This is a genomic window from Candidatus Pelagibacter sp. PS_28, from assembly GCF_059417885.1.
Genome location: NZ_CM182070.1, coordinates 557,868 through 575,048, shown reverse-complemented (window position 1 = coordinate 575,048; position 17,181 = coordinate 557,868). Strand labels below are relative to the sequence as shown.

At 27.7% G+C, this 17,181-nt stretch carries 20 protein-coding genes; 2 read left to right on the top strand and 18 right to left on the bottom strand.

Annotated elements, in window-relative coordinates; all coding sequences use genetic code 11:
• Window positions 1-3: 3 nt before the first annotated feature.
• From ribD to AC5SMR_RS03090, 5 genes are read right to left on the bottom strand one after another with little or no spacing between them, the layout of a single operon-like run.
• Entirely contained in the window at window positions 4-1,104 is a 1,101-nt protein-coding gene (ribD, locus tag AC5SMR_RS03110; RefSeq protein WP_494577323.1) for a bifunctional diaminohydroxyphosphoribosylaminopyrimidine deaminase/5-amino-6-(5-phosphoribosylamino)uracil reductase RibD, read from the bottom strand.
• On the bottom strand, window positions 1,085-1,543 hold the full coding sequence (gene nrdR, locus AC5SMR_RS03105) for a transcriptional regulator NrdR (RefSeq protein ID WP_006996878.1): 459 nt from the start codon (window positions 1,541-1,543) through the stop codon (window positions 1,085-1,087). The genes ribD and nrdR overlap by 20 nt, the downstream gene beginning before the upstream one ends.
• Window positions 1,543-2,853, bottom strand: a complete 1,311-nt coding sequence (gene glyA / locus AC5SMR_RS03100; RefSeq protein ID WP_494577322.1) for a serine hydroxymethyltransferase — start codon at window positions 2,851-2,853, stop codon at window positions 1,543-1,545. Before glyA ends, nrdR begins: the two co-directional genes overlap by 1 nt.
• Window positions 2,854-2,855: 2 nt before the next feature.
• Window positions 2,856-3,281 carry a ribose 5-phosphate isomerase B gene (rpiB, locus tag AC5SMR_RS03095; protein WP_494577321.1) on the bottom strand — a complete coding sequence of 142 codons (426 nt, stop codon included), beginning with the start codon at window positions 3,279-3,281 and terminating at the stop codon, window positions 2,856-2,858.
• 1 nt (window position 3,282) lies between these two features.
• Window positions 3,283-3,924 carry an aspartyl/asparaginyl beta-hydroxylase domain-containing protein gene (locus AC5SMR_RS03090; protein ID WP_494577320.1) on the bottom strand — a complete coding sequence of 214 codons (642 nt, stop codon included), beginning with the start codon at window positions 3,922-3,924 and terminating at the stop codon, window positions 3,283-3,285.
• A 72-nt stretch (window positions 3,925-3,996) separates the two neighbouring features.
• Between AC5SMR_RS03090 and hemB the strand changes: the two genes are divergently transcribed.
• A complete protein-coding gene (gene hemB / locus AC5SMR_RS03085) occupies window positions 3,997-4,986 on the top strand; it encodes a porphobilinogen synthase (protein WP_494577319.1) in 990 nt (329 codons plus the stop codon).
• Here hemB and recO read toward each other — a convergent pair whose 3' ends face one another.
• Genes recO through dapA form a run of 10 tightly spaced genes read right to left on the bottom strand, consistent with a single transcriptional unit; the run spans window position 4,987 to window position 12,316 of the window.
• Entirely contained in the window at window positions 4,987-5,667 is a 681-nt protein-coding gene (gene recO, locus AC5SMR_RS03080) for a DNA repair protein RecO (RefSeq protein ID WP_494577318.1), read from the bottom strand.
• Window positions 5,664-6,332 (bottom strand): ribonuclease III, encoded by a 669-nt coding sequence (gene rnc / locus AC5SMR_RS03075; RefSeq protein WP_494577317.1) that lies wholly within the window; start codon window positions 6,330-6,332, stop codon window positions 5,664-5,666. The genes recO and rnc overlap by 4 nt, the downstream gene beginning before the upstream one ends.
• Window positions 6,332-7,066: a signal peptidase I gene (gene lepB / locus AC5SMR_RS03070; protein WP_494577316.1), complete on the bottom strand. Its 735-nt coding sequence runs from the start codon at window positions 7,064-7,066 to the stop codon at window positions 6,332-6,334. The genes rnc and lepB overlap by 1 nt, the downstream gene beginning before the upstream one ends.
• Window positions 7,063-7,449, bottom strand: coding sequence for a holo-ACP synthase (gene acpS, locus AC5SMR_RS03065; RefSeq protein ID WP_494577315.1), 387 nt, complete (start codon window positions 7,447-7,449; stop codon window positions 7,063-7,065). Before acpS ends, lepB begins: the two co-directional genes overlap by 4 nt.
• A gap of 2 nt (window positions 7,450-7,451) precedes the next feature.
• A complete protein-coding gene (locus AC5SMR_RS03060; RefSeq protein ID WP_494577314.1) occupies window positions 7,452-8,171 on the bottom strand; it encodes a pyridoxine 5'-phosphate synthase in 720 nt (239 codons plus the stop codon).
• Complete coding sequence (pyrE, locus tag AC5SMR_RS03055) at window positions 8,168-8,755, bottom strand: orotate phosphoribosyltransferase (RefSeq protein WP_271479679.1); 588 nt, start codon at window positions 8,753-8,755, stop codon at window positions 8,168-8,170. The genes AC5SMR_RS03060 and pyrE overlap by 4 nt, the downstream gene beginning before the upstream one ends.
• Entirely contained in the window at window positions 8,712-10,457 is a 1,746-nt protein-coding gene (locus AC5SMR_RS03050) for a bifunctional (p)ppGpp synthetase/guanosine-3',5'-bis(diphosphate) 3'-pyrophosphohydrolase (RefSeq protein WP_494577313.1), read from the bottom strand. Before AC5SMR_RS03050 ends, pyrE begins: the two co-directional genes overlap by 44 nt.
• Window positions 10,458-10,477: 20 nt before the next feature.
• Window positions 10,478-10,999 (bottom strand): 2-amino-4-hydroxy-6-hydroxymethyldihydropteridine diphosphokinase, encoded by a 522-nt coding sequence (gene folK, locus AC5SMR_RS03045; protein WP_494577312.1) that lies wholly within the window; start codon window positions 10,997-10,999, stop codon window positions 10,478-10,480.
• Complete coding sequence (gene smpB / locus AC5SMR_RS03040; protein ID WP_006996865.1) at window positions 10,965-11,435, bottom strand: SsrA-binding protein SmpB; 471 nt, start codon at window positions 11,433-11,435, stop codon at window positions 10,965-10,967. The genes folK and smpB overlap by 35 nt, the downstream gene beginning before the upstream one ends.
• On the bottom strand, window positions 11,435-12,316 hold the full coding sequence (dapA, locus tag AC5SMR_RS03035) for a 4-hydroxy-tetrahydrodipicolinate synthase (protein WP_494577311.1): 882 nt from the start codon (window positions 12,314-12,316) through the stop codon (window positions 11,435-11,437). Before dapA ends, smpB begins: the two co-directional genes overlap by 1 nt.
• 41 nt (window positions 12,317-12,357) lie before the next feature.
• Here dapA and AC5SMR_RS03030 point away from each other — a divergent pair, with 41 nt between their 5' ends.
• Window positions 12,358-14,571, top strand: a complete 2,214-nt coding sequence (locus AC5SMR_RS03030) for a lytic transglycosylase domain-containing protein (RefSeq protein ID WP_494577310.1) — start codon at window positions 12,358-12,360, stop codon at window positions 14,569-14,571.
• A 117-nt stretch (window positions 14,572-14,688) separates the two neighbouring features.
• On the opposite strand, the gene AC5SMR_RS03025 is transcribed toward AC5SMR_RS03030, so the two are convergent.
• The 3 genes from AC5SMR_RS03025 to AC5SMR_RS03015 are packed head-to-tail and all read right to left on the bottom strand — an operon-like array spanning window position 14,689 to window position 17,181.
• On the bottom strand, window positions 14,689-15,639 hold the full coding sequence (locus tag AC5SMR_RS03025) for a 2-hydroxyacid dehydrogenase (RefSeq protein WP_494577309.1): 951 nt from the start codon (window positions 15,637-15,639) through the stop codon (window positions 14,689-14,691).
• Window positions 15,632-16,180, bottom strand: coding sequence for an acylneuraminate cytidylyltransferase family protein (locus AC5SMR_RS03020; RefSeq protein ID WP_494577308.1), 549 nt, complete (start codon window positions 16,178-16,180; stop codon window positions 15,632-15,634). Before AC5SMR_RS03020 ends, AC5SMR_RS03025 begins: the two co-directional genes overlap by 8 nt.
• Window positions 16,177-17,181, bottom strand: a complete 1,005-nt coding sequence (locus tag AC5SMR_RS03015; protein ID WP_494577307.1) for an N-acetylneuraminate synthase family protein — start codon at window positions 17,179-17,181, stop codon at window positions 16,177-16,179. The genes AC5SMR_RS03020 and AC5SMR_RS03015 overlap by 4 nt, the downstream gene beginning before the upstream one ends.

The following is a 17,181-nucleotide window of genomic DNA, read 5'->3' as shown; positions in this document are numbered from 1 at the left end:
ATATTATTTGTAAAGTGTAATTACATCTTTGCCTAATTTTTTATTAATTTTCAATTTATTTTTATAATTTTTCTTTAATTCTTTAAGAAAATCAAACTCTTTATGATTAACTAACTTTGATAAACTTTTAGTACATTTGTATAAATAAAATTCATTAAATAATTTTTTTTTAATAATGTGTTTAGAAAGATCATTCCCCCCTTCAACTAATAAATTCCTACAGCCAAGGACATAGAGTTTCATTAAAATTGATTTAATATCAAAGCTATTTTTATTTAATTTACTTTTGATTAATGTTATACCTTTTTTTTTTAACATTAATTTCACTTCAGCTTTGGTGTTATGATAAAAAATTATAGTATTGTTTTTATTTGCTGTTTTAAAAATATATGAATTCTTTTTAATTTCTAAGTTTCTATCTAAAATTATTCTTTTAGGAGAAAATTTACTCAAACCTTCTAGTCTGCAATTGAGTTTTGGGTCATCTTTATTTAAAGTTTTGGAGGAAATCATTAACGAGTCATTTTTATATCTAAGAAAATGTGTAAATTTATCAGTATGAATATCTGAAATTCTTTTTGTATCTTTACTATATATCAAATTATTTTTAGAAATTGCAATTTTACCAGTAACATAAGGAAGGTTTTTTTTTCTATTAAAAAAATAAGGTATATAAAATTTATTAATTTGTTTTTTGAGTAAATCTTTTTTTACTAAAATATTTTTTGACTTAAGAGTTTTTAAAGTTTTACCTTTAACTTTTTTATCAATATCTTCAACTCCATAGACAACTTCTTTAATTTTATTTTTAATTATAATATTTGTGCACGGAGGCGTTTTTCCATAATGACTACATGGTTCAAGGGTCACATACATTTTTGAGCCTTCTAAATTTTCATGTGAATTTTTAATGGCATTAAATTCCGCATGAGGTGTACCTTTAAAACCTGTTTGACCAATTGAAAGTATTTTATTATTTTTAACAATTACACAACCTACAGAAGGATTAATTCCAGTTAGTCCATGACGAGCTTTTGCCAAATTCAAGGCAAGCTCCATAAAAATTTTATCTTTAATTGAAAATTTATCTTTTTTTGTAGACATCTAATTTGTCCACGAATTGCACAAAGTCTTTTTCTTCTCTAAAATTTCTATAAACAGATGCAAATCTAACGTATGCAACAGGATCAAGATCTTTCAAACCCTCCATAACCATTGTGCCAATTGTATTTGATGAAATTTCACTTTGACCAAGTTCTTCTAAAGCTCTTGAAGTCCGACTAATAAATTTTTCTGCAGTTTCGGTATCAATAGGTCTTTTCTTTAATGCTATATAAATTGATTTAGAAAGTTTATCTCTATCAAACGATGATTTTCTTCCATTCTTTTTGACGACCATTATTTCTCTAAATTGTACTCTTTCGAAAGTTGTGAATCTAGCTCCACACACACAAAGTCTTCTTCTTCTTATGGCTGTTCCATCTTCTGTAGGTCTAGAATCTACTACTGATGTTTCACCTTTTTTACAAATTGAACAAATCATTATTTTAAATTTTTATAGATTGGGAAGTTAGATGTAAGATCTATAACTTCATTTCTAACCTCTTCTTCAATTTTACTGTTATCCTTAGGGTTTTGAGACAAACCTTTTACAACTTTGGTAATTAATTCTCCTACTTTCTCAAACTCTTTCAATCCAAAGCCTCTAGTTGTTGCAGCTTGAGTTCCAAGTCTTATCCCAGAAGTAATCATTGGCTTTTCAGAATCAAAAGGTATTCCATTTTTGTTACAGGTAATATTAGCATTTGAAAGGCTTTCAGCAGCGGCATTACCCTTAACATTGAAAGGTCTTAGATCAACTAACATTAAGTGTGTATCAGTTCCACCAGAATAAATTTTAAAACCATTATTCTTAAGTGTCTCAGATAAAATTTTGGCATTTGCCAAAACTGATTTGATATAATCTTTAAAATCTGGTCTTAAAGCTTCCAAAAACCCAGCAGCCTTTCCAGCGATGACATGCATCAACGGTCCACCTTGATAACCAGGAAATACTGCAGTATTAAATTTTTTTGCTAGGTCTTCATGATTAGTTAAAATAATTCCACCTCTAGCACTTCTGAAAACTTTATGAGTTGTTGAAGTAACTACGTGTGCGTATTCACATGGGTTAGGGTAACCTTTACCAGCAACTAAACCTGAAAAATGAGCCATATCTACCATCAAATATGCCCCTACTTTATCAGCAATCTCTCTAAATTTTTTAAAGTCAATTACTCTAGAGTAAGCACTACCACCACAAATTATGAGTTTTGGTTTATGTTCTAATGCAAGTTTTTCAACATTATCATAATCAATAAGTTCAGACTCTTTATCAACGTCATACCCTATAGGATTAAACCATTTACCTGACATTGATATTTTTAACCCATGAGTAATATGTCCACCAGAATTTAAACTCATTCCCATAAATGTATCACCAGGATTTAATAGCGCTAAAAATACAGCACCATTTGCTTGAGCCCCAGAATGTGGTTGGGCATTTGCAAATTTACAATCAAAAATTTTCTTTAATCTCTCTATGGCTAAATTTTCAGCAATATCAACATGCTCACATCCATTATAGTATCTTTTTCCAGGATATCCTTCTGCATATTTATTTGTTAATACAGAGCCTTGAGCCTCTAAAACAGCTTGAGAAACTATATTTTCAGAAGCAATTAATTCTATATGTTGTTGTTGTCTTTTTAGCTCATCACTTATGGCTTTATGTAATTCTGGATCAGTTACAGATAAGCTGTCTTCAAAAAAGCTTTTATAATTTTCATTTAAATAGTTTTTTTCACTAGACATAATTAAATCTTTTTAATTCTTTTTGCGTGTCTTCCACCTTCAAACTTTGTATTTAAAAAAACGCTAACACAATCTAAAGCAGTTTTTTTAGTAAGAAGTCTTGATCCTAATGTAATGATATTTGCATCGTTATGCAATCTTGATAATTTAGTCGATTTCAAATTAAAACACTGAGCAGCACGTATATTTTTATGTCTATTTGCAACAATATTCATTCCCATCCCAGAGCCACATACGAGTATGCCGGCATGATTATTGTTTGTTTTAACTTTTTTAGCAACTTTATGAGCATAGTCTGGATAGTCAACACTTTCACTATTGAACGGACCTAAGTCTGTATAGTTAATTTTCTTTTTATCCAAATGAAGTTTTATTAATTCTTTTAATTTAAAGCCAGCGTGATCAGAAGATAAAAATATTTTTTTCAATTTAATTAAACTTATAATCTAAAACACAGGCTACCAAGTGAACTCTGTTTTCTTCACCACCATTAAAGGCATTATGGTATTTTACATTATTAGTTACCCACACTGATCCATCAGCAGGCATATGTTTTGCGACATTATCAATAACCATTAAGCAACCAGGGTTTGTAATTATAGGTATATGTAACCTTGGCTCTGGATCTCTGTGCCAACTCAATGTTGATCTCGGCTCCTTAAGTAAAATTCTAACTCTACCTAATTTGTATTTTGAAGAAAGTGCATCAAATACTTCCTTGAAATAAGTGTTTTCATAGTCTGGTACAAATTCAGAGTATGCGGCCTCATCTATTGAAACATCTCTAGTAACTTCTTTTCCTGATTTGTCTGGTTTTGTCCAGTAAGAGCCTCTAGCCTTACTTCCTTTAATAGAATCTGGATCTCCAGGAATTTGTGTTAAACAAATAGCACCAAAGTGAGCAATGCCACCGCCATCATCAAATTTTCTTGTTTGAACAATTTGGTTATAAGCTTCTTGGAGTTTATTAATATCAAATTTAATATCTTGTTTTTGAAAATCACTAAAATCTAAAACATTTTGATCTTTTTTAAGATCTAGGTCAATTATGTTATTGTTGTCTAAGCTCATGCAGTTGTTTTCTACCTTTTTTAATATATATTTGTATAATACATTTGTCGCATTTTAAAAGCAGATTTAAACATGATTACAGGAAATTACCCAAATTTAAGACTTAGACGTAGTCGTAAAAATGATTGGTCTAGAAGATTAGTTCAAGAAAATAGCCTGTCATCTAGCGATTTTATATTACCTATATTTTTGATTGATGGAAAAAATACAAAACAATCCATTAAAACAATGCCTGATGTTTATAGATACACAATAGATAAGCTTGGAATTATTGTTGATAAAGCAATCAAAAGCAAAATACCTATGGTTGCATTGTTCCCTTATACAAATAAAACAAAAAAAAATGAAATTGGAACTGAAGCATTAAATGAAGACAATCTTGTTTGTAAGGCCATTCGATATATTAAAAAAAGATATAAAAATGAAATTGGTATTATGTGTGATGTAGCTTTAGATCCTTATACCTCACATGGTCACGATGGTTTAATAAAATCTGGCTACGTGTTAAATGATGAAACTATTGAAGTATTAATAAATCAATCAATGTTACAAGCAGAAATTGGCTGTGATGTTCTGGCTCCCTCAGACATGATGGATGGAAGAATAGGTAAAATAAGAAAAGCTTTAGATAAGGAAGGTCATGAAATGGTTCAACTACTTTCTTATGCAGTAAAATATGCTTCAAGTTTTTATGGTCCATTCAGAGATGCAGTTGGTTCTAAAGGTTTGTTAAAAAGTGATAAGAAAAATTATCAAATGGACTTTAGAAATAGCAATGAAGCAATAAGAGAGGTGGCGCTAGATATTAAAGAAGGAGCTGATATGGTTATGGTTAAACCCGGTATGCCCTATCTTGATATAATTAAAACAGTTAAAGATAATTTTAAAATTCCTGTTCTCGCTTACCAAGTATCAGGAGAATATTCATTATTAAGTAATAGTATCAAAAAAGGTCTAATAGATAAAAACTCAGTGTTAGAGAGCTTGATTGCTTTTAAAAGAGCTGGAGCAAACGCTATAGTAAGCTATTACGCAGATAGAATTGACGATTTAATTAAATAACTATTTTAAAAGATTAATAAAATGAGTTCTAGAAGTAGGAAGATTTAAATTATTTGGTTTTAGAATACTTTTTTCAAGGTAATCACTAACAAGCTTAAGTCCTTTAAGTAAATTTTTTAAATTAACATCTATATTATTTTCATCTATTAAAAAATTTGGAATACTTTTTTTTTCAGTTGAGGATTTAACGTAATAATTAACTTCATTATCAACAATTTCTTTTTCAGCCATAGTTTTTAATTCCAAATCATATCCCAATAATTTTAAAAGTTCTAACTCCCAGAAAATATATTTTTGAATCCAATTTTCAGAGTTTAATATTTCAAAAAATTTATCAATTAATTTAAAAATTTCTATATTAGATTGTGCTTCAGCAGTAAGAAGTTTTATAAGGTGCATTGCCGATGTAATGCATGATAGTTTCTGATTTTCATCAAAATAGAGCGGTGTTAAAGCTTTTAAAATCTCTATTTTGAAATAACCAATTCTAGTAACACTTTTAGAATTATAGTTTACATAAATCTTATTACCAATTTGCAAGTAGTTTTTGATTTTCTTTGAAGTTCCACCAAAAATTATCCCTGAGATTTTTCCATGGTTTTCTGTAAAGACCTCAGCAATTATTGAATTTTCACTATATCTATTTTTAGAAACTAAATAAGCGCTATCGTCCCAATTCATTTTTTAAAAATATCCTGTAAACATAAAGAAGCAGCATTCTGCTCTGCATCTTTTTTAGAAGTTCCTTCTGCTGTAAAAAATTTAGTATTTTTTAATTTAACGGCAACTTTAAAAAGAGGTTTATGTCGGGGCCCTGTATTTGAGATTAGTTTATAAATAGGCAAAACTTTGAAAATTTTAAGTGAGTATTCTTGTAGTTTTGTCTTAGCATCAATTTGAGTTATAACACTCGCTGTAATATGTTCGCTCCATAAATTAAGAATAATTTTTTCAGTAAAATTTAAACCTTTATCAAGATAGATCGCTCCGATTAAGGCCTCTAAACAGTCCGCTACAATTTTATCTTCAATTTCAATTTTTTTATTCTTGGGGTTTAAAACTAAAATATATTTCTCTAGTTCTATTTTTTTTGCAATTTCTAAACATTTTTTTTTATTTACCAATGAAGCAAATTTTTTATCTAACACCCCTTCCTTTTCTTCAGGATAAAGTACTAGTAATTTTTTTGCAATAATAAGACCTAAAACTCTATCCCCTAAGAATTCAATCTTTTCATTGTTGTTTATTGAGTCAAAACTTTTATGCGTTAAACTCTTAATCAAAATTTCTTGATCAGAAAACTTTATGTTTAATTTCTTTTCTAATTTTATGGGGTTAGTTTTCATTAAATAATTTTCTTAAAAAACCTGTCGAATCTAATTGTCTTATGCCATTTCCAAAAAGAAAAAATATTTCCAATTCTAAAATCAGATGAAAAAAAAATAAATTGAGCCTTACCGACTAAATTATCTTCATGTACATATCCAACACTAGTCAAATATCTACTATCTTTAGAGCAGTCTCTATTATCTCCTAAAAAAAAGTAGTGTTGAGGCGGAACTATAAAATTATCTGAACTTTGAAAACTATAACTTTTTAAATATACACTATTATGTGTTTTACCATTTGGAAGCTTTTCCTCAAATGTATTAACATCTATTGTTTGATCTCCACAATAAATTTTATCATTTTGAGAAATTCTAGATTTTAATATTTGATTATTATTTACGAATAAATCGCCGTTAATAAATTGAATATTGTCTCCTGGGAGACCAATTAGTCTTTTAATATAATCAGTTCTGTTATCAGCTGGTGTTTTAAAAACAATAATGTCTCCAACCTTAGGTTTATTATAAAATAGTCTTCCATTTATTATTGGTGGACTAAAAGGAAAAGAATGCTTGCTATAACCATAAGAATATTTCGTAACAAACAATCTATCACCAATTAATAACGTTGGTTCCATTGATGATGAGGGAATATAAAAAGGTTGAATAAAAAAAGATCTAATAATAATAGCTATAACTAAAGCATAAAAAATTGTTTTAATATTATCGATTATAATTTTTTTTGATATCATTTTTTTTGTAAAATCACGTAGGCTACAGAATATTTTTTTTCATCTGAAATTGACAGAAAGAAATTAAAGGATGATATTTTAAATCGCTTTTTAACAATTTTTTTTATTTTGTCTGTGACGACAAATGAGGGTTTACCTAACTTATCGTTAATTATAGTTATATCCTTGAAATTCAAATTCTCTCTAAAACCAGTTCCAATTGCTTTAGAAAATGCTTCTTTAGCAGCAAATCTTTTAGAATAAAAAGATTTTTTATTAGTTATTTTTTTGGCTAACAATATTTCTGAGTTAGAAAAAACTCTTTTAATAAAATTAACATTTTTTAAAGATTTATGTATTCTAATATTTTCTACTATATCAACACCAATACCTAGAATTTTCATATTTATTTATTGGTTATTTTTTTAAATATTTTAATGGTTTTTTTTAAACCATGAGTAAGTGACTCACCAATTATAAAATGACCAATATTAAATTCTGTAATTTCTTTAATTTTACTTAGTATAGAGGTAGTTTTGTAGTCAAGACCATGACCTGCATGAACCTCTATACCAAGTTTAACGCCAAGTTCTGAACATTTTTTAATTTTTAAATATTCATTTTTATAACTTTTATTTTCTTTTATTAAATTTGAAATTTTTCCTGTATGTAGCTCAACACAAGTAGCATTTAATTCTTTTGCAATTTTTATATCTTTTAAGTTTGGGTCAACAAATAGACTTGTTCTAATATTCTTCTTATTAAATAATGATATTATAGATTTAATTTTTTTCTTATTTTCAATTAAATTTAATCCACCTTCTGTTGTCACCTCTTTTCTTTTTTCAGGAACTATACAAATAAAATTAGGTCTATTCTTTAATGCTACATTAATTATTTTTTTGTTAAGTGAAATTTCTAAATTAGTAATTATTTTTTTATTTTTACAAATTTTAACAACATCAGAATCTTTTATATGTCTTCTGTCTTCTCTTAAATGAATGGTAACTGAATGTGCTCCACATTTAATTACATGTTTTGCAATAGTAAATGGGTCAGGATGAAAAGATCCTCTTGCATTTCTTACTGTAGCAACATGATCAATATTAACTCCTAGTCTTTTCATTTAATAAATCTACTTCCAGGTACTGTAATTGGAGTATTTTTAAGACTTTCAGGTAATTTATTACTCTTAAATGTTGGAACATCTATCTTCATATGTGAGATAATATTTTTTTTTATTTTTAATGAATTCTTGGTTGATCTGTCAATAATTGAAGCAAAACCAATAAGTTTTGCACCAGGTTTTGTTATCAATTTAACACACTCTAAACTCGATTTACCAGTTGTTATAACGTCTTCGATTATTAAAACTTTTGATCCTTTTTTTATATGAAAGCCTCGTCTTAAAGTAAATTTACCATTAACTCTTTCACAAAAAATTGTTTCTTTTTTTAAAATTTTACCAATTTCATAGCCTATAATAACCCCGCCCATTGCCGGAGCTAAAATCAAATCTATAGATTTAAATTTTTTTTTTATTTTTTTTGCTAATGAATTACAAATATCTTTTGCCAAATGTGGAAAGCTTAAAAGTTTGGCACATTGAATATATTTAGGTGAATGCAAACCTGATGAAAGAACAAAATGACCTTCTAAAAGAGCATTAGTTTTTTTTAAAATATTTAAAGATTTTTTGTGTGAAAGCATTCCTTTTTTCCTCATGTCTAATGATTTTAAATTTAATATCTTTTTGTTTTAGCTCACTGATAAAATTTGTAAAGTTTTTCAGGTCTTTAATAATAAGGTTAAATCTGAAGTTAATATAATCTTTAGTTTTTTCTTTCATCTCTACACTTGATATATTCAATTTATGAGAGCCTAATGATGTAGTTATTTGACCAAGTTTACCAGGTTGATCTGGGAGAGAAATCCAAAGTGTTGTATTATATTTTTTTATTCTTTTCTCTTTTTGTTCACCTTTAGAATGCCAGTATCTTCTAATAGCAGCTCTTGCTTTTCCAGTTTTTGTAATTGGTATCCAATGCAATGATGGTGATTTATTTTTAGATGTTATGATTTCAACTACGTCACCGTTATAAAGTATGTTTTGTAATTCACTGTCATTACCATTAATTTTACAGGATATTGCATGATCACCAACTTTTGTATGAACAGCATATGCAAAATCTATAGGTGTTGCATTTTTTGGCAACTTAATAACTAAGCCTTTTGGTGTAAAGCAAAAAACATTTTCTTGAAACATTTGTAGTTTTGTATACTCAAAAAAATGTTCAGGGTTTTCATTTTTACCAATAATTTCCACAAGGTCAGCTAACCAGTCATATTCTTTCCATGTTAATGAATCAAATTTTTCAGATGATTTATATTTCCAATGGGAAGCAATACCTCTTTCTGCAAATTCATGCATTGGCATAGTTCTTATTTGAATTTCAATAGGTCTTCTATTTGGACCTATCACAGCTGTGTGCAATGACTGATAATTGTTTATTTTTGGTGATGATATATAATCTTTAAATTTTCCTGGTATACAATTCCAGTGTTGATGAAAAATTCCTAATGCTTTATAGCAATCTTCTCCACTATTAAGAATAACTCTAAATCCAATTATGTCTGTAATTTGCTCTAATGATGTTCTTTTTTTTTGAACTTTTCTCCATATAGAAAATGGAGTTTTTTCTCTTCCAAAAATTTCAGCATTAATTTTATGTTCGTTTAAAAGCTCACTTAATTGTAAAGAAATAGAATTAAAACTATTTACTTTGTCTTCTTTAATTTCGTCTAATCTTTTTTTAATAAGTTCACGTGCTTCATTATTCAAAACTTTAAATGATAAGTCTTCAAGTTCATCTCTAATTCTATGCATGCCCATTCTATCTGCTAAAGGAGCATAAATTTCCATTGTCTCTCTCGCTATACGTTCTTTTTTTTCAACTTTAGATATAGCATCAATAGTTCTCATATTATGTAAACGATCTGCCAGCTTTACAAGTAATACTCTTATGTCTTTTGATGTAGCTAAGATTAATTTTCTAAAGTTTTCTGCTTTAGATGATGATGTTGCTTGGTTTTCAAAAACAGAAATTTTGGTTACACCATCTACAAGATTGGCAATCTCTTCACCAAATTCATCTTTAATATTTTCATAAGTTGCGTGAGTATCCTCAATCGTATCATGTAAAAGCCCTGTAACAATAGTAGCACTGTCTAACTCTAGCTCACTAAGTATTGAAGCAACAGCTATAGGGTGATTTGAATAAGGATCACCTGAATCACGTTTTTGGTTTTCATGAGCTTTAACAGCATAATTATATGCTTTACTTAATTTTTCTGGATTTAAAAATTTATTATAAGTTTTAACTTTGTTTATTAACTCTTCTGAATTAATCATTTTTTAACTATAACACCAATTTATATTTGTTTGATAGATCTTAAATCTTTAATTGGTAAAGAATTAATTAAATTTACTATATTAATCTTAGATTCAGGATGCTTCCAACCTCTGTTTATCTCAAATAATGGTAACAATACAAAATTTCTCTTAGTCATCTCTGGATGAGGTATTATTAACTTGTTACTATTTATATTCAAAATTTTTTTATCATAATCAATTATATCAATATCACATGTTCGTGGAGCATTTTTTTTTAGTCTAACCCTGCCTAATTTTAATTCAATATTGTTACAAATTTTTAATAATTCTAAAGGTGTTAAGATTGTTTCGATTTCTATTACAATATTTATGAAACATGGCATTAAAGGATTTGGCCAAGATTTTGATAAATAGTGAGATGAAACTTTTTTTATCTTAATTTTATTTTTCTTAAGTTCAGACAAGGCTATATGAATGTTGGTAATTTTATTACCTAAATTTGATCCTATTGCTAAATATGATTGTTTAACTTGATTTTCTAATATGTCTTGCTTTTTCACGATTCCAGTCTCTATTTTTTTTAGTAGCTCTTTTATCAAATTGTTTTTTACCTTTTGCTACTGCTATTTCTATTTTAGCTTTTCCTTTTTTAAAATACATCTTTGTTGGAACTAGTGTAAAGCCATCCCTCTGCATTTTACCAATTAATTTGTTAATTTCCTTTTTGTTTAATAATAATTTTCGTTCATCTGTTGGATTATGATTTGAATAACTGGCTTGCTTAAAAGCAGCAATATGAGAGTTAATTAAAACTATTTCACCGTCTTTCTCTACAGCATAAGAGTCAGCAATATTAACTTTTCCATCTCTAATGGATTTAATTTCAGACCCTTTAAGAACTATCCCAGCTTCAATCAAGTCTTCAAAAAAAAAATTAAAACTTGCTTTTCTATTTAAGCAAATAATTTTTAAACCAGGATTGGCTTTCTTGTTCATTAGAGTAGATTTGCTGATACTAAAGCTTCTTTAACAATATCCTTGGTTGGGTCTGTAACTTTAACTAAAGGTAATCTAACCTCATCATCACAAAGACCCAGAAGTTTTGCGGCATATTTAACAGGGCTTGGATTGCTTTCTATAAACATTGAGCTGTGAATGGGTTGTAAAATTTTATCTAACCTGATTGCTTCAAGCTTGCTTTCATTATTTTCTATTTTTGAGGCTTTTTGAAAATCAGAACATAACTTAGGAGCAATGTTAGCAGTTACACTTATAGAGCCTACCCCACCTCTGTTATTAAATTCTAAAGCGTTATCATCATTACCTGTTAGTTGAACAAAATCAGTTCCCATTTTATCTTTTTGTTGATTAACTCTATCCAAATCTCCAGTAGCATCTTTTACACCAACAATATTTTTCAATTCAAATAATCTTGCCATTGTATCAACAGACATATCAATTACAGATCTTCCAGGAATATTATAAATTATAATTGGTATCCCACATTTATTGTTTATTGCTTTATAATGTTGATATAAACCCTCTTGAGTTGGTTTGTTGTAATATGGAGTTACTATTAGAGCCGCATCTGCTCCCGCTTTTTCTGCATGAGTTGTTAAAGAAATTGCTTCTTTAGTCGAATTAGAACCAGTGCCAGCAATAACTATATTTTTTCCATTGCTTTCTTTAACGCATAAATCTATTACTTTTTGATGTTCATCATGGCTTAATGTTGGCGACTCACCTGTTGTCCCAGCAGGAACCAAGCCGTTTGTACCGTTTGATATTTGAAAATGAATTAGCTTAATATAAGCCTCAACATCTAGCTCATTATTCTTAAACGGGGTCATTAAAGCAACATTTGATCCTTTGAACATAAATACTTATAACATAGTTTAAAGATTCATTTAGTAAATTTATGCCCAGAAAGATAATTTTTTTTATAAAATCACTATTATTAAGTTTGGTAATTATAGGGAATATATTTGCTGCTGAAATATCAATAATTCCTTTAAAAAAACCTATTTTAGATGAAGAAGTTAAGAGGCAAAAGATATCTCAAGGGATCCTTAAACCTAAACCTAAACCATCACAAAAAAAAGAAGAAGTCAAAATCATAACAGTCAAAAAAAATCAAAAAAAAATTAATTTTCTCATTCCTAAAAGTAAGCCATTAATAGTTAAAAGTGAAAAATCTGTAGTTCAAAAAAGCTCAAAATACTACAGCCAAAAAGACTATGATATTGCGAAAAAATCTATCCAGGCAATGGAAAAAAGTCAATGGACAACTGCATTGAAAAATTCAAAAAAAGCTAAAGATAAATCCATATATAATTTTATACAATGGAGACATTTATTAACAACAGGAAACCAAGCTACGTTTTATGACTACATAACTTTTATACAAAATAATAAAGACTACCCAAGAATAAGTAGAATAAAATATTTAGCAGAACAAAAACTTTCAACGGATAAAATTTCTCCTAAAAAAATTATTAATTGGTTTGGAGTTGATGAGCCCTTAAGTGGCTATGGTATGCTGGTATTAGGTGAAAGCTTTATACAAACTGGAGATAGTGAAAAAGGAATTGCTTTAATTAAAAGAGGCTGGATTACAGCAGAACTTTCTAGAGCTAGCATGAAATCTTTAAGTAAAAAATATAGAAAATATTTAAACTCAAAAGATTATGTAAATAGAGCTGATTATTTAGCATGGGAAAATAAATATTGGGATTTAAAAAGAATGCTTCCTTATTTACCTAAAGATTATCAACAACTTTATACAGCTAGACAAATTTTGATGAGCAAATCTTATGGTGTTGACCAGGCAATAAAAAATGTTCCACAAAAATTCAAAAATGATGCTGGTCTCAATCATGATCGACTTAAATGGAGAAGAAAAAGAGGCAGAATTGATAGTTCACTTGAAATATTGTTTTCAATTAAAAATAATAAAGATTATCTAGTGAGACCAGATAAATGGTGGGTTGAGAGAGCAATCATGTCACGAGCTCTAATTTATAAAAACAAATATGAGGCGGCTTATAAAGTTGCTAGCCAACACTCACTAAATAAAGGATCAAAGTTTGCTGAGGCAGAATGGTTGAGTGGTTGGATTGCATTAAGTTTTTTAAATGATCCTATTTTAGCAGTTGATCATTTCAATAACTTTTATCAAAATGTTAGTTACCCCATAAGTTTGGCGAGAGGCGCTTATTGGCTTGGTAGATCTTATGAAAAAATTGGTGATAAACGACAATCAGAAGATTGGTATCGTGAAGCAACAAAATATTTAACAACTTACTATGGTCAATTAGCTTTTTTAAAAATCAACCCTAGTCAAAATTTTGAACTTGAAGAACAAGCTAATGTTAAAGATGAGTATCGAAAATATTTTTATAATAAAGAGCTTGTAAAAATTACACATCTTTTAAATGAATTAAATAAAGATAAATATACCAAAAATATACTGAGACATTTAGCTAATGACAATATTGCAAGTGGAAGTGAGATTTTAGCAGCTGAACTTGCTACAAATATATCAAGATACGATTTTGCGATCCAAGTATCAAAACTAGCCTCATATGAAAAAAGATTTCATAATACTTTTAATTATCCAATTATAAGTGTCCCACAATATGTTAATGGCAGAAAAATACCTGAAACAGCATTTATACTTTCTCTTATAAGACAAGAAAGTGAGTTTGACATGAGAGCAAACAGTCATGTTGGTGCTCAAGGATTAATGCAAATAATGCCCTATACGGCTAAGCTAGTTGCTAAACAAGCAAAACTTCCATATTCAAAATCAAGGTTAACTTCTGATCCTGAATACAATATTAATCTAGGATCTCATTATATAGCTGGTTTAATTTTACAATATGATGGTGCCTACCCATTTGCTACCGCCGCATATAATGCTGGTCCTAAAAGAGTTAAACACTGGAAAAAAATAAACAAAGATCCTCAAAAAAAACAAATTGATTTTGTAGATTGGGTTGAATTAATTCCATTTAAAGAAACTCGTAACTATGTTCAGCGTGTTATGGAAAATTACAATGTTTACAGATATATCTTGGAAAAAAAACCTATTAAAATGAAAGACTTTTTTAAAGATCAGCCTTTATTTTGATGGTTGAAGAAAATAAATTCAAACTCACGGGTACACGTTTCTCCTCATAGTCGTTTAACAAGTCCCTTCATCAACTTTACTATATAAATAAAGGTTTTATTGAATTTTTATCAAGAATTATAAATTTTTAATTTCCTTTTTTAGTTTATTAATTATGAATGATCTCGCTCCATAAATAGATTCATTTGTTGCCCCACCAATGTGAGGTACTATTATTAAGTTATCATTTTTATTTGCATATTTAATCAATTTATGTTGTTTTAAATCTTTTTTGGAAAGCCATTCTCCATCAATAACATCTAACCCTGCCTTAAATTTTTTCCTCAATTTTAGATAATAAAGAAGATCTTTTTCATTAATGATTTTACCCCTGCTTGTATTAATCAATGTAACATCATCTTTCATAATTGAAATTTTTTTTCGATTAATAAAATTTTCATTTTTTTTATTTAAATGTATGTGTAATGAAATTACGTCTGACTTGATTAATAAAGTGTTTAAACTAACATTTTTAACTTTATTCAATTTTATTTTTTTATTTTTATCAAAACCTATAACTTTCATACCAAAACCATTTGCAATTTTAGCCGTAATCTTGCCAAGTCTACCCAATCCTATTATACCTAAAGTTTTTCCATATAATTGTCTTGCTGTAAACTTATCTCTTATCCAATTACCAGATATTGCAGAAAAATAATTTTGTATTAAAGACCTGTTAATGAATAATAGTAAAGCAAATACCAATTCGGATGTTGCAGTAAAAGTATCAAGTAACTTTCTTTCTTTTGCTATATGAATACATTTTATTTTTCTCTTCTTAATTTCGTTCATATCTAAATGATCGGTTCCTGTTGATGGGCTTAGAATAAGTCTTAAATTTTTTGATTTATTCAAAAATTTTTTATCTACTTTGATTTTTGCTGACGATATATAAATATCAGCATCTACTATTTTTTTATATGTAGAGTCTAATGAAAAACTTAAGTTGGTTTTTTTTTTTAAAAAATCTAATTCATCACCCAGCATACTCAAATCAATAGAGCTGAATATATTTATTTTTTTATTCATATAATTTTTTTAATCTTTTTTCAGCTCTTTTTAAATCTTTTTTAAAATGAATATTGGTACAATTATCTATAATCTTAATCTTTTTTTTTACCTCACTTCCCATTAAAATTTTTTTAGAAATAATGTAATGAGCTCCATTTTTAATATTATTTTTATCAACACTATATAAAATATCTGCTTTTTTTTTTATAAATGATTTAATTAAACTATCAATATCACAGTTTCGGTCTGGATGATCTGGTTGCAATCCTACGATAATTTTTGCAGATTTATTGGTTTTTTCAAAAGCATGTTTGTATACATCTATAATAGGTGTTTCTCCACAGAGTTTTAAAGGTCTTATAATAACTGGTATTTTATATTCTTTCATTAAGCCTGAGATCTTTTTTGAATTTGTTGAGACATAAATTTTATCTAATAGCTTTGATTTTTTGGCATATTTTATTGACCAATAAATCATGGGTCTTTTGTTTAAAATTTTAATATTTTTATTTTTTAATCGTAACGAGCCACTCTTAGCTGGTATAACTGCTATTATCATCTAACAGAATCCCTTTTTATGATTTCATTTTTTTTAATAACTTTAACTACTTTTTTTCCTATTATAAGTTTTCGATCTTTATATTCATAACCAATTCCAGGTCTCAACATTATTAAATTTGACTCTTTTATTGTATCTCCAATTTTAAGTATTTTATTAGCAGCAATAGATCGTCGTATTTGTATTTTATTTTTTTTTTCATTTTTAGTAATTTTTTTTTGAAATTTTCCATTCATTATTTCAATTTCTCTAATTCTTTTAACCAGAAGACTCATTTCTTTTGGATCCGCTGATAATTTATGATCTCTAAATTTTGAAAAATTATGACTTAATGTAAAATGTTTTTCAATTATTCTTGCCCCCATTGATGCTGCTGAGATACAAGCATGTATGCCAATAGAGTGATCTGAATATCCAATATAACAGCTTGGAAATTTTTTTTTAAGAAATGTAATTGAATTAAGGTTTAGTTCTTCTCGTTGTGCTGGATAATTAGAAACACAATGAAGAATACCTAATTTTGAATTTATTCTTAATTTTTTAATAAAATTATATAATTTCAATACTTCATTATAATCCAACATTCCTGTAGAAATAATTGTTGGTTTTTTAAATTTTATAATTTTTTTAATAAGTAAATCATGGTTATTGTCACCTGAAGCTATTTTGAATATTGGTTGAATTTTGTTTAAATAATCACAACTCTTTAAATCTAGAGGTGTAGAAAAAAAAATTAATCCCTTTTTTTTGGCATAGACTGATAATCTCTTAAATTCATTAAATGATAATTGAAATTTTTTTAATAATTCTATTCTTTTTTTTTCTATAGAATTTGATAAATATCCTTCAATTATATACGATTGAAATTTTACCGCATCAACCTTTGCCTCAGATGCTTTATCAATCAATTTAATAGCATTTTTATAATTACCTTCATGATTATTTCCAATTTCAGCAACAACAAAAATATTATTTTTTCCAAAAAAATTATTAGATATCAA